Source organism: Streptomyces sp. HUAS TT7 (genome assembly GCF_051550175.1).
Classification (GTDB): Bacteria; Actinomycetota; Actinomycetes; order Streptomycetales; family Streptomycetaceae; genus Streptomyces.
This window is the reverse complement of record NZ_CP196175.1, coordinates 3,851,065-3,863,243: the sequence shown is the minus strand read 5'-3', so window position 1 is coordinate 3,863,243 and position 12,179 is coordinate 3,851,065. Positions and strand designations below refer to the sequence as shown.

The window sequence follows — 12,179 nt, the reverse complement described above, 5'->3', positions numbered from 1 at the left end:
GAAGGACATGGGCACCGACCTCCAGTCGGTGCTCATCACCAAGGAAGAGATCGACGCGAAGCTGGCGGAGCTGGCCGGGAAGATCGACGCGGAGTACGCGGGCAAGGACCTGCTCATCGTCGGAGTCCTCAAGGGCGCCGTCATGGTCATGGCAGATCTGGCCCGCGCGCTGTCCACCCCGGTCACCATGGACTGGATGGCCGTCTCCTCGTACGGTGCGGGCACCCAGTCCTCCGGCGTCGTGCGGATCCTCAAGGACCTCGACACCGACATCAAGGGCAAGCACGTCCTGATCGTCGAGGACATCATCGACTCGGGCCTGACCCTGTCGTGGCTTCTCTCCAACCTCGGATCGCGCGAGCCCGCCTCCCTTGAGGTCTGCACGCTGCTCCGTAAGCCGGATGCCGCAAAGGTCGCGATCGACGTGAAGTGGATCGGCTTCGACATTCCCAATGAATTCGTCGTGGGTTACGGCCTCGACTATGCCGAGAAGTACCGCAATCTCCCCTTTGTCGGGACGCTCGCGCCACACGTGTACGGCGGCTGACGCAACCCGGCCCGTTCGGGGAACCACAGGCCTCCTCCCGCCGTTGGAGCAGGGGAAGGGCCCTTTGTCAGCCGTACCGTGCGACCACGGGTGACAATGCTGGGGTACCGTCCGAAGAACAGTCTTTACACACAGTCTTAGTCATACTCACAGCAGCATTTACCTACGGGCAGGAGGGACGGGGCGTTCTCGCTCCGTATGGATGGACGTGAAGCGATACTTCCGTGGGCCGGTCATGTGGATCGTGCTGGCCGTCCTCGCCGTGGTCGTGTTGATGCAGGTCGTCGGCTCGTCGGGCGGCTACAAGACGGTCGACACATCCGATGTCGTTCAGGCGATCAACAACAAGCAGGTCGAACAGGCCAAGATCACCACTGGTGACAGCCAGGTCATCAAGATCGACCTGAAGGACGGCCAGAAGGTCAAGGGCAGCAGCAAGGTTCAGGCCAACTACATCGGTGACGCCCAGGCGACCGCGATGGCCGACTCGCTGCAGACCGGCGTGAAGGGCGGTGACATCCCGAAGGGGTACACCGTCTCGCCCGACAAGCAGAACCCGTTCCTCGGGATCCTGCTGTCCCTGCTCCCCTTCGTCCTCATCGTCGTGGTCTTCCTGTTCCTGATGAATCAGATGCAGGGCGGCGGCTCCCGAGTCATGAACTTCGGGAAGTCCAAGGCCAAGCTCATCACCAAGGACACCCCGAAGACGACCTTCGCCGATGTGGCGGGGTCCGACGAGGCCGTCGAGGAGCTCCACGAGATCAAGGAGTTCCTCCAGGAGCCGGCGAAGTTCCAGGCCGTCGGTGCCAAGATCCCCAAGGGTGTGCTGCTGTACGGCCCGCCCGGTACGGGCAAGACGCTGCTCGCCCGTGCTGTCGCGGGTGAGGCCGGTGTCCCGTTCTACTCGATCTCCGGTTCCGACTTCGTCGAGATGTTCGTCGGTGTCGGCGCCTCGCGTGTCCGCGACCTCTTCGAGCAGGCCAAGGCGAACGCCCCGGCGATCGTCTTCGTCGACGAGATCGACGCCGTGGGCCGCCACCGTGGCGCAGGCCTCGGCGGCGGTCACGACGAGCGCGAGCAGACCCTCAACCAGCTGCTCGTCGAGATGGACGGCTTCGACGTGAAGGGCGGCGTCATCCTGATCGCCGCCACGAACCGGCCCGACATCCTCGACCCGGCGCTGCTGCGCCCCGGCCGTTTCGACCGCCAGATCGCGGTCGACCGTCCGGACATGCAGGGCCGTCTGGAGATCCTCAAGGTCCACCAGAAGGGCAAGCCGGTCGCTCCGGACGTCGACCTGTCGGCCGTCGCGCGGCGCACCCCGGGCTTCACCGGCGCGGACCTGGCGAACGTGCTGAACGAAGCGGCGCTCCTGACGGCGCGCAGCGACCGGAAGCTGGTCGACAACAACGCGCTCGACGAGGCGATCGACCGCGTCGTGGCGGGTCCGCAGAAGCGGACGCGGATCATGTCCGAGAAGGAAAAGAAGATCACGGCGTACCACGAGGGCGGTCACGCCCTGGTCGCCGCGGCTTCCCCCAACTCGGACCCGGTTCACAAGATCACGATCCTGTCGCGCGGCCGGGCCCTGGGCTACACCATGGTCCTGCCGGACGAGGACAAGTACTCGACCACGCGCAACGAGATGCTCGACCAGCTGGCGTACATGCTGGGCGGGCGCGCGGCCGAGGAGCTCGTCTTCCACGACCCGACGACGGGCGCGGCCAACGACATCGAGAAGGCCACGGCCACCGCTCGCGCGATGGTCACGCAGTACGGCATGACCGAGCGTCTGGGTGCGATCAAGTTCGGTGGCGACAACACCGAGCCGTTCCTCGGCCGTGAGATGGCGCACCAGCGCGACTACTCGGAAGAGGTCGCGGCGCTCGTCGACGAAGAGGTCAAGAAGCTCATCGAGACGGCGCACAACGAGGCCTGGGAGATCCTGGTCGAGAACCGCGACATCCTCGACAACCTGGTCCTGCAGCTCCTGGAGAAGGAGACGCTGGGCAAGGAGCAGATCGCCGAGGTCTTCTCGGGCATCGTCAAGCGCCCGGCCCGTCCGGCCTGGACCGGCTCCTCGCGGCGTACGCCGTCGACGAGGCCGCCGGTGCTCTCGCCCAAGGAGCTGGCCCTCACCAACGGTGCCGCCACCAGCAACGGCTCCGTGCCGATGGACAAGTCCACGGAGGCCGTCCCGGCCCCCGAGGACCGTCCGGAGAGCTGAGCACCAGGGCCGCATCGGCCCCGGAATGCATGCCGCGCCCCCCAGGTTTTAGCCTGTGGGGGCGCGGCTGTTTTCCGGCCACGCGCATGAACGACAGTCGAGGAACGAGGCACAGATGACCGACCCGGTGACGCTGGACGGCGAGGCGCAGATCGGCGAGTTCGACGAGAAACGGGCCGAGAACGCCGTGCGCGAGCTCCTCATAGCGGTCGGCGAGAACCCGGACCGCGAGGGCCTCCAGGAGACGCCGGCGCGCGTGGCACGGGCCTACCGGGAGATCCTGGCGGGCCTGCGACAGGAGCCGGAGGACGTGCTGACGACGACGTTCGACCTGGGGCACGACGAGATGGTCCTGGTGAAGGGCATCGAGATCGTTTCCCTCTGCGAGCACCACCTGCTGCCGTTCCACGGGGTGGCCCACGTCGGCTACATCCCGGCCGAGTCCGGCAAGATCACCGGCCTGTCGAAGCTGGCCCGCCTGGTGGACGTGTTCGCCCGCCGCCCCCAGGTCCAGGAGCGCCTCACCACCCAGGTCGCCGACTCCCTGATGCGCATCCTCGACGCGCGGGGGGCGATCGTGGTGATCGAGGCCGAGCACATGTGCATGTCGGTACGCGGCATCCGCAAGCCCGGCGCGAAGACGACGACGTCGGCGGTGCGCGGCCAGCTCCGCGACCCCGCGACGCGCGGCGAGGCGATGAGCCTGATCATGGCTCGCTGACATCGGCTGCCCGTCCGCCGGTTATCCGCTGACTCCGTGGGCCCAACTCCCGTACGGGAGCTGCCTGTTGGGGCCTGCGCGAAAAAACGGCCCCGGCCGCCTGCTCGGGCGAATTCCAGGGGTCGTCGCAACACGTGGTTGCTTGATCAAGCCGCGAGCAGTTTAGACAGACGCTCGGCTGGGGTCTCCCAGCTGAGCGTCTTGCGTGGGCGGCCGTTGAGCTCGGCGGCGACGGCGTCGAGGTGCGCGCGGTTGTGGTTTCCGAGGTGGGTGCTCTTGGGAAAGTACTGCCGCAGCAGACCGTTGGTGTTCTCGTTCGAGCCGCGTTGCCAGGGGCTGGCGGGATCGCAGAAGTAGACCGGGATGTCGGTGGCGAGTGTGAACTCGTGGTGGCGGCCCATCTCGCAGCCCTGGTCCCAGGTGAGTGATCTCTTCAAGTGGGCTGGCAGGTTCTTCACGGTGTCGATGAGGGCGTCACGGACGGCTTCTGTGCCCCAGCCGTCGGGAAGGTGCAGGAGCAGGACGTAGCGGGTGGTGCGTTCGACGAGGGTGCCGATCGCTGACTTGTGGTTCTTCCCGATGATGAGGTCCCCTTCCCAGTGGCCTGGAACGGCGCGGTCCTCGGCCTCGGCGGGGCGCTCGCTGATCATGACCATGGGGTGTCTGTAACGCGGCCTGCGCTGTTGGGCCTGGCGGCGGGGGACACGTATGGCCCGGCCCGTTCGAAGCGACTTGGTCAGCTGCCGGCGAAGCTCTCCGCGGCCCTGGACGTAGAGGGCCTGGTAGATGGTCTCGTGCACCACGTGCATCTCCGGGTGGTCGGGGAAGTCGCGACGGAGGTGGTGGACGATCTGTTCTGGGCTCCAGCGCTTGCTCAGGCGGTCCTGTATGTAGTCCCGCAGCACTGGATTCTCCCCGATCTTTCGGGGCTTGGGGCGGGGCCGGCGGGACGCGGCGCGGGCCTGGGCCGCGAAGGGCCGGTACTGGCCGTTGACGGGGTGACGGTTGCGTTGGATCTCACGGCTGACGGTGGAGGGGCTGCGGCCCAGCGCGGCAGCGATCGAGCGGATTGTGGCCTTCTCGCGGAACCGGTCGGCGATGTAGATGCGCTCGGCTTCGCACAGGTAGCGGGACGAGATGGGCGAAGGCGGCACCGCCTTGATGGGCGGTGCCGCCTTCGTCCGGCGGACGTACGGCTGCGATCCGTTGCGCCACTTGAGCCCGGTCCGGCGGTCGATACCGACGACCCGGCAGGCTTCGCGACTGCTCATGCCTTGCTGCATGAGCTGGAAGTATGCCTCTCGCTCCCGCGTCAGCTTCTTACGGCCCTGCGGTGAGCGGATCTTGCGTACTTCGAAGTCCATCGCATCCCCTGAGCTGGGGTGTTGCGACGACTGCTAGAACCCAAGTCGGCAGGTGACCGGGGCCGTTTTGCGCAGCCGATGTGACGGAGGGTCAGGTGGCCGGGGCCTTGTTGTCGTCCTCGTCCTCGTCCTCGGGGAGCTTGCAGATGCGCTCCAGGAACAGGGCGGCCGCCACGACTCCGATGCCGGCCAGGACCGAGAAGCCGGCGTAGATCGCCTGGTCGCGGCGGGCCGGCACATCGAGATAGCTGAGCAGATAGACACCGGTGCCGCCGTACATCCCGCACACCAGGGCCGCGACCAGCGCGCTGGCCTGGCCGAAGACCACCGCGCGGGCGGCCATCAGGGGCTCGACGCCCTTGGCCTCCGGGCGGCGCTCGCGCTGGGCGCGCAGCCGGGAGCGGATGGACAGGGCGGTGGCGAGCAGGATGACCGCGATCACCCCGAGCACGATGGGCGCCGCGATCGGCACGCTCGGCAGCGTGGACACGGAGTCCCACAGCCGGGCGGCCGCCCAGGAGAGCACCCCGGCGACGACGAACAGACCGGCCAGCACGCCCAGGCGCAGTTGCTTCACGGAGTAGTGCCCTTCGGGTCTCGGGAGATCGACCTCAGAAGCGTAACGACTACTCGGGCAGCCGGAGTTCCAGATCGGCGCGCGGCAGTACACCGTCGCGGCCGACTTCGCTCAGCAGGTCGGCGACCGAGCCGTGTCCGGGCAGCTGCGCCTCGGGCTCCACGTCGTGCCAGGGGGCGAGCACGAAGGCCCGCTGGTGGGCGCGCGGGTGGGGGAGGGTCAGGACCGGGTCGTCGGAGACGACGTCGGCGTAGGCGACGATGTCCACGTCGATGGTGCGCGGGCCCCATCGCTCGTCGCGGACCCGGTCGAAGGCTTCCTCGATGGCGTGGCCTCGCTCCAGGAGCGAGGCCGGCGGCAGGGTGGTCTTCACGACGACGACCGCGTTGAAGTACGAGGGCTGGGAGCCCGCCTCGACGCCCCAGGGCTCGGTCTCGTACACCGGCGAGACGGCTTTGACGCGCAGGCCCGGGGTGTCCTCCAGGGCGTCGATGGCGCCCTGCAGCGTCTCCAGGCGGTTGCCCAGGTTCGAGCCGAGCGCGATGACGGCGCGGCGCGGGTTGGAGAGCGTCACGTCGGCTGCGTCCACCTGCTCGACCACGGAGGCGGGCACCGGCTGCACGGTCGGGTCGCTCTGGGAGGCCCCCTGCGAATACACGCTCATACTCGGCTCCGGGTGATCGTGATGGTCACGTCGTCGAACGGGACGGTGATCGGCGCGTCGGGCTTGTGGACGACCACCTCCACCTCCTGGACGCCTTCGTGCTTGAGGCACTGCTGGGCGATCCGCTCGGCGAGCGTCTCGATCAGGTCGACGGGCTCGCCCCGGACGACGTCCACGACTTCTTCCGCCACCACGCCGTAGTGCACGGTCTTCGCCAGGTCGTCGTCCGCCGCCGCGAGGCGGGTGTCGAGGCCGAGCACCAGGTCCACGATGAAGGTCTGGCCCTCCTCGCGTTCCCGGGGGAAGACGCCATGGTGCCCACGGGCCTTGAGGCCGCGCAGCGCGACACGATCCACGCGAATCACTCCTGCTGTCGTTGGTCAGACGGACATGCGGCCGCGTGCGGGCGGCACGGTGCCCACAATCGAATCTACCTGCGGGCACTGACAGTGCTCGCCCACGGGGGCTATGGACAGAACCGGACAGGCCTGGTAGCCGCCCCTACCCGATGGCCCCGGATTCAATCCTGCAAAGCCCCCAATCGTGCCCGGATTCAGTCCTCTTCCGGCTCTTCGTCGCCCGATTCGGCGAGCACCGGCGAGCCGTGGTGGGACCAGAGCCGCCAGCCCTGGGATGTGCGGCGGAACACATTGGTGGCGACCACGAGCTGGCCGACGAGCGGCCCCAGCTCGCCGCTCTCCTCGGCGGGGCCGCCGCTGAGGATGTTCTCGGTGCAGGTGACGAGCGCGGTTTCGCCGAGGATGACGACCTTCACATCGGTCAGGAAGAACTGGATGTACTCGGTGTTCGCCATGATCAGCGCGTACGAGCGGAGCACCTCGCCGCGCCCGGAGAGCACCGGCCAGCCCGGGTGGACGCAGGAGATCCCGGTGTCGCCGGCCTCGGTGGCGTCCAGCCAGAGCTCGGACAGCTCGTCGAAGTCGCCGCGCTCCAGCGTCTCGTAGAACGCGGTGTTGGCGCGCTCGACCGCCTCGCTCTCGGTCCGCCGGCTCACCGGGCTCCCTCGACGGCGCGCGCCACGCGAACGGCGTCGGCGGTGGCCCGCACCTCGTGGACGCGGACCGCCCAGGCGCCTTCGTGGGCGGCGATGGCGGAGACGGCGGCGGTGGCCGCGTCGCGCTCGCGGGCGGGCGGCGGGGCGCCCTCGTCGCCGGCCAGGACGTGGCCCAGGAACCGCTTGCGGGAGGCGGCGACCAGGATGGGGCGGCCGAGCGCGCGCAGCTCGGCGAGGTGGGCGACCAGGGCGAGGTCGTGCCCGGCCTGCTTGGCGAAGCCGAGGCCGGGGTCGATGACGAGGCGCTCGGGGGCGATGCCGCCCTCGATGACGGCCTCCATGCGGAGGCGGAGTTCGGCGACGACCTCGCCCACCACGTCCTCGTACACCGCGCGGCTGTTCATGTCCTGGCTGAAGCCGCGCCAGTGCATGACGACGAAGGGGGCGCCGGTGGCGGCGACGGCGGGGATCATCGCGGGGTCGGCGAGCCCGCCGCTGACGTCGTTGACCAGGACCGCCCCGGCGGCGATCGCCTGCTCGGCGACGCGGGCGCGCATGGTGTCGACGGAGACGGTGACGCCCTCGGCGGCCAGGCCCCGTACGACGGGGATGACGCGGCGCAGCTCTTCGGTCTCGTCCACGCGGGAGGCGCCGGGGCGGGTCGACTCGCCGCCGACGTCGACGAGGTCGGCGCCCTCGGCCACCAGGTCGAGGCCGTGCTTGACGGCGTTGGAGGTGTCGAACCACCGGCCGCCGTCCGAGAAGGAGTCGGGCGTCACATTGACCACGCCCATGACCGCGCAGCGGTCCCATTCGGGCAGGCCTTCGACGGACCCCCGCCCGTTCAACGTACTCATACGTCAAGCGTAGGCGTCAGCCCGGCGTTCCCGGACCACGCTCGGGGGTGGCGAAAAGGCGCTGGAGGAGATCGTGCAGGGCGACGCGGTCGGCGTCGGGCAGCGCGTCGAGGGCGCCGTGGGTGGCGAGCATGCCGGTGCGGACGGTCTCCACGGTGCGGATGCCCTCGTCGGTCAGGACGACGTTCTTGACGCGGCGGTCGGTGGGGCTGGGCTCGCGGCGCACCAGGGCGCGGGCCTCCAGGCGGTCGATGATCCCGGTCACGTTGGAGGCGTCGCAGTGCAGCGTGGTGGCGAGCGAGCGCATGGAGGCGGGGCCCCGGCGGAGCACGGTCAGGGTCTTGGCCTGGCTGGAGGTGAGGCCCTCGTCGGCGGCGGCCGACGTGAAGTCGCCGTAGAAGCCGGCCAGGGAGTCCCAGATGGCGTCCATGAGCGTGGCGTTGCTGACGGCGGTCGGGCGGCTGGTTCCAGGCATGCCGTCCACTGTACCCGCGATTCGAGTGAAACTTGACTACCTCAACCTTTGATGTTTACCTTCATTAAGTTGCTTGAGGTAATCAAGCTTTCAATCGACTCAGTAGCTCCTCCTGCCGTACGGAAGAAAAAGTGACCACTAACCAACGCCCCAGCGGCGGTACAGGGCTCGTCCTGGTGCTCGGCCTCGCCGCCATGGTCGTCTCGATGATGCAGACCCTGGTCGTGCCGATCCTCGGGATCATCCAGAACGACCTCGGCACCACCACCTCGGGCGTCAGCTGGGTCACCACCGCGACCCTGCTCTCGGCGGCCGTCTTCACCCCGCTGCTCGGCCGCTTCGGCGACATGCACGGCAAGAAGCCCACGCTGATCGGCGTACTCGTCGTGATGGTCGCGGGCTCCGTGCTCGCCGCCACCACCAGCTCGCTCACCCTGCTGATCATCGGCCGGGTGCTCCAGGGCGCGGCCACCGCGATCTTCCCGCTGGCGCTTTCCGTACTGCGCGAGGAGATCCCGCCGCAGAAGCTGCACGGCGCGATGGCGCTGGTCAGCGGCACCCTCGCGTTCGGCAGCGGCCTCGCGCTCGTCGGCGCCGGCCTGCTCACGCAGGGCTCGCACCCCGACTACCACCGGGTGTTCTGGCTCGCCGTGATCCTCGCGGTCGTCGCCCTGATCGCGGTCATCGCGGTCGTGCCGGCCTCCCGTACGAAGACGGGCGGGCGCACCGACTGGTTCGGCGCGGCCACCCTGGCCGCCTTCCTGGTGCTGCTCCTGCTGCCCATCTCGCAGGGCCACGAGTGGGGCTGGTCCTCCGGCCGTACGATCGGGCTCTTCGTCGGCGCCGTCGTGATGGCCGGGGTCTGGGTCCTGGTCGAGCGCAAGGTCGCCGAGCCCATGGTGGACATGCGGATGTTCGCGCACCGGCCGGTGCTCTTCACCAACCTGGCCGGGCTGCTCCTCGGCTTCGCGATGTTCTCGCAGTTCATCGGCGTCTCGTACCTGGTGCAGATGCCGGACAAGCTGACCGGCTACGGCTTCTCGGCGTCCGTCCTTCGCGCCTCCGTCGAGTACCTGCTGCCGACCACGCTCGTCTCGCTGATCGCCGCGCCGCTGGGCGGGCAGCTGGTGGGGCGGATCGGGGCGCGCTTCACGCTCGCGGCGGGTGCCGCCTTCGGTGTGCTCGGCTTCGCCTGGCTGACCGGGGCGCACGACTCGACGGCGTCCGTGATCCTCGCGGGCATGCTGATCGGTGCCGCGATCAGCTTCGGGTACGCGGCGATGCCGGCGCTCATCGTGGCGAGCGTCCCGCACCACCAGACGGGGATCGCGAACGGGATCAACTCGATCTCGCGCTCGGTGGGCTCCGCGATCGCCAGCGCGGTCATCACCTCGCTGCTTGCCTCGAAGGTGATCTCCGGCCTGCCGGCCGGGGTGCCGCCGCTGCCGGTCGAATCGCAGTTCACGCTGAGCTTCGCGCTCGCCGGGATCGCGTTTGTGCTGGTCGTGGGCGTGGCTCTGGTGGGCCTGTCCTCCGACCGGGCGCGGTCGCGGCGCGTGACGGCCTCGTCGACGGACGCGCCGGAGCCGGAGCTGGAGCGCGCCTGAGGTTTCGGGGGTGGGTGCCCCGGGTCCCCTGGGGCTCCGCCCCGGGGGAGCTCGCCCACCGGGCCGCCCGTTGCTCGGGGGCGGCGGGGAGGCGCTGGGGCAGAGCCCCAGCCGCTCTCCGCGGCGGCCTGCGGCCACCCACGTCCGGGGCGGGGGGAAACGCAGAACCCCGGCCCCGAGCCCCCCGCAGGGGGGCCGGAACCGGGGTTCGGGACGCGGGGCGGTGTTACGCCGCGCTTACCTCTCGTTCCGCCGGGGGCACGTGCGCGCACGCCCGTTCCCGCCGCGCCGCCCGCGTGAGGCGGGCCAGCGGGCCCGGAAGGCCCAGGTTCACGAAGCCCTCCGCCTGCATCACGGCGAAGCCGATGCGAGGGAGGTCGGCGTGGGCCCGGTACACCATGAAGCGCGGCTCCCAGCGCGGCTGGAACTTCGCGTTGAACTTGTACAGCGACTCGATCTGGAACCAGCGGGACAGGAAGACCAGGAGCCCGCGCCACATCCGCAGGACCGGGCCCGCGCCGATCTTCTCGCCGCGTGCGAGGGCCGAGCGGAACATCGCGAAGTTCAGGGAGACCTGCTTGATGCCGATCTTGTCGCACGCCTGCAGCGAGGCCACGATCAGGAGCTCGTTCATGCCGGGGTCGGCCGAGCGGTCGCGGCGCATCATCTCCAGCGACATTCCGTCCTTGCCCCAGGGCACGAAGTGCAGGATGGCCTTCAGGTCGCCGTAGGGGGAGGGCGCCGCGCCCTCGTCGTCCGCCTTGTGGGCCGTGGCGATCACGCAGTCGCCGTCGTTCGGGTCGCCGATCCGGCCGAGCGCCATCGAGAAGCCGCGCTCGGTGTCGGTGCCGCGCCAGTCCTCGGCGGCCCGGCGGATGCGCTCCAGCTCCCCGTCCGAGAGGTCACGAACGCGCCGTACGCGGGTTTCGTAGCCATTGCGCTCGATGCGCTTGACCATCTGGCGTACGTTCCGCATGGCGCGTCCGGCGAGGGAGAAATCCGCGACGTCCACCACCGCCTCGTCGCCCAGCTCCAGGGCGTCGAGCCCGGTCTCGCGGGTCCAGACCTCGCCGCCGGTCTCCGAGCAGCCGACGACCGCCGGGGTCCAGGAGTGCGCCTTGGCCTCGTCCATGAAGCGCTCGATGGCGCCGGGCCAGGCCTCGACGTCGCCGATCGGGTCGCCCGAGGCGAGCATCACACCGGAGACCACGCGGTAGGTGACGGCCGCCTTGCCGCTGGGCGAGAAGACGACGGCCTTGTCGCGGCGCAGCGCGAAGTGGCCCAGCGAGTCGCGGGCACCGTGCTTGGCGAGCAGGTCGCGGAGCTTGTGCTCGTCGTCCTGGGTGAGGCGGGCGGCCGGGTGCTCGGGCCGGAACGCCAGGTAGATCGTGGTGACCGCGGTGAGCAGGCCGAGCGCGCCGAGCGAGTAGCCGACCGTCCAGCTGGTCTTGCCCTGGTACTCGACCGGGCCCTCGAAGCCGAAGAGGCCGAACATCACGTGCTGGATGCGGTCCACGATGCTCGGGTTGCCGACCGTGCGGTTGGGGTGGACGCTCACGATGACCAGGCCCAGGCCCAGCGAGCCCGCTCCCATCAGGAAGAAGTTCGCCACCGCCTTCCAGCGGCTGCGCGGGTCGGGCAGCGCGGTGAACTCGCTCCGGTGGCGGATGAGCAGCGTGAGAAGTACCAATGAGATCAGCACCCCGACAATGGAGTGCCGGTACCAGAACTGGGCCACCGCCCCGATGGGCAGCAGCACCACGGCGGCCCGCCAGGCTCGCCGCTTGCGGCGCTTCAGGCCGTGCGCGAGGAGCAGCAGCAGGATGCCGGCGCAGAGCGCCACGGCCGCCGCGAAGGGGCCGAAGGTGCCCGGCAGCACCTCGCTGACGGTGTGGAACCGACTGTGCCGGACGCGATCGAAGACTCCGGCCGCGACGTCCAGGAGGCCCACGATCGTGCAGGCCGTACCGACCAGCTTGGGAACCGACTCGGGGCGCGGCCCGCGGAGGACCTTTCGTACACGAGTCGGAACCGAACCGTTTTTGTCCCCATCTATCCTGACAGACATCGCTTCCCGTGACTCCGCGAGAGATTCAGTTGGCCGGGGGACGGCGTCCGCACCGTC

The 12,179-nt window shown here is 69.5% G+C and carries 12 protein-coding genes; 4 read left to right on the top strand and 8 right to left on the bottom strand.

Annotated features, from left to right (window positions below; translation table 11 throughout):
• Positions 1–7: 7 nt before the first annotated feature.
• The 3 genes from hpt (at position 8) to folE (ending at position 3,495) form a co-directional block, all read left to right on the top strand.
• Complete coding sequence (gene hpt / locus ACSHXC_RS17335) at positions 8–547, top strand: hypoxanthine phosphoribosyltransferase (RefSeq protein WP_053731222.1); 540 nt, start codon at positions 8–10, stop codon at positions 545–547.
• 202 nt (positions 548–749) lie between these two features.
• A complete protein-coding gene (gene ftsH / locus ACSHXC_RS17330) occupies positions 750–2,774 on the top strand; it encodes an ATP-dependent zinc metalloprotease FtsH (protein ID WP_438292451.1) in 2,025 nt (674 codons plus the stop codon).
• A gap of 115 nt (positions 2,775–2,889) precedes the next feature.
• Positions 2,890–3,495 carry a GTP cyclohydrolase I FolE gene (folE, locus tag ACSHXC_RS17325; RefSeq protein WP_438292450.1) on the top strand — a complete coding sequence of 202 codons (606 nt, stop codon included), beginning with the start codon at positions 2,890–2,892 and terminating at the stop codon, positions 3,493–3,495.
• A gap of 146 nt (positions 3,496–3,641) precedes the next feature.
• Here the strand turns inward: folE and ACSHXC_RS17320 are convergent, their stop codons facing one another.
• The 7 genes from ACSHXC_RS17320 to ACSHXC_RS17290 form a co-directional block, all read right to left on the bottom strand.
• Positions 3,642–4,859, bottom strand: a complete 1,218-nt coding sequence (locus tag ACSHXC_RS17320; protein WP_438292449.1) for an IS30 family transposase — start codon at positions 4,857–4,859, stop codon at positions 3,642–3,644.
• Positions 4,860–4,950: 91 nt separating this feature from the next.
• On the bottom strand, positions 4,951–5,436 hold the full coding sequence (locus ACSHXC_RS17315) for a DUF3180 domain-containing protein (protein ID WP_438292448.1): 486 nt from the start codon (positions 5,434–5,436) through the stop codon (positions 4,951–4,953).
• Positions 5,437–5,485: 49 nt separating this feature from the next.
• Positions 5,486–6,100, bottom strand: a complete 615-nt coding sequence (gene folK / locus ACSHXC_RS17310; protein ID WP_438292447.1) for a 2-amino-4-hydroxy-6-hydroxymethyldihydropteridine diphosphokinase — start codon at positions 6,098–6,100, stop codon at positions 5,486–5,488.
• Entirely contained in the window at positions 6,097–6,456 is a 360-nt protein-coding gene (folB, locus tag ACSHXC_RS17305) for a dihydroneopterin aldolase (protein ID WP_399052839.1), read from the bottom strand. Before folB ends, folK begins: the two co-directional genes overlap by 4 nt.
• A gap of 197 nt (positions 6,457–6,653) precedes the next feature.
• Positions 6,654–7,115: a nuclear transport factor 2 family protein gene (locus tag ACSHXC_RS17300; RefSeq protein WP_189965293.1), complete on the bottom strand. Its 462-nt coding sequence runs from the start codon at positions 7,113–7,115 to the stop codon at positions 6,654–6,656.
• Positions 7,112–7,972: a dihydropteroate synthase gene (folP, locus tag ACSHXC_RS17295; RefSeq protein ID WP_438292446.1), complete on the bottom strand. Its 861-nt coding sequence runs from the start codon at positions 7,970–7,972 to the stop codon at positions 7,112–7,114. Before folP ends, ACSHXC_RS17300 begins: the two co-directional genes overlap by 4 nt.
• Positions 7,973–7,988: 16 nt before the next feature.
• Positions 7,989–8,447 carry a MarR family winged helix-turn-helix transcriptional regulator gene (locus tag ACSHXC_RS17290; RefSeq protein WP_438292445.1) on the bottom strand — a complete coding sequence of 153 codons (459 nt, stop codon included), beginning with the start codon at positions 8,445–8,447 and terminating at the stop codon, positions 7,989–7,991.
• 131 nt (positions 8,448–8,578) lie between these two features.
• On the opposite strand from ACSHXC_RS17290, the gene ACSHXC_RS17285 reads away from it, so the two are divergent.
• Positions 8,579–10,054, top strand: coding sequence for an MFS transporter (locus tag ACSHXC_RS17285; RefSeq protein ID WP_438292444.1), 1,476 nt, complete (start codon positions 8,579–8,581; stop codon positions 10,052–10,054).
• 226 nt (positions 10,055–10,280) lie between these two features.
• Here ACSHXC_RS17285 and ACSHXC_RS17280 read toward each other — a convergent pair whose 3' ends face one another.
• Positions 10,281–12,122, bottom strand: coding sequence for a phosphatidylglycerol lysyltransferase domain-containing protein (locus tag ACSHXC_RS17280; protein WP_438292443.1), 1,842 nt, complete (start codon positions 12,120–12,122; stop codon positions 10,281–10,283).
• Between the last annotated feature and the right edge of the window lie 57 nt (positions 12,123–12,179).

Coding starts and splice junctions, on each gene's coding strand:
- folE (WP_438292450.1), top strand. CDS start 2,890: ATGACCGACCCGGTGACGCTGGACGGCGAGGCGCAGATCGGCGAGTTC.
- hpt (WP_053731222.1), top strand. CDS start 8: ATGGGCACCGACCTCCAGTCGGTGCTCATCACCAAGGAAGAGATCGAC.
- ftsH (WP_438292451.1), top strand. CDS start 750: ATGGACGTGAAGCGATACTTCCGTGGGCCGGTCATGTGGATCGTGCTG.
- ACSHXC_RS17320 (WP_438292449.1), bottom strand. CDS start 4,859: ATGGACTTCGAAGTACGCAAGATCCGCTCACCGCAGGGCCGTAAGAAG.
- ACSHXC_RS17280 (WP_438292443.1), bottom strand. CDS start 12,122: ATGTCTGTCAGGATAGATGGGGACAAAAACGGTTCGGTTCCGACTCGT.
- folK (WP_438292447.1), bottom strand. CDS start 6,100: ATGAGCGTGTATTCGCAGGGGGCCTCCCAGAGCGACCCGACCGTGCAG.
- ACSHXC_RS17290 (WP_438292445.1), bottom strand. CDS start 8,447: ATGCCTGGAACCAGCCGCCCGACCGCCGTCAGCAACGCCACGCTCATG.
- folP (WP_438292446.1), bottom strand. CDS start 7,972: ATGAGTACGTTGAACGGGCGGGGGTCCGTCGAAGGCCTGCCCGAATGG.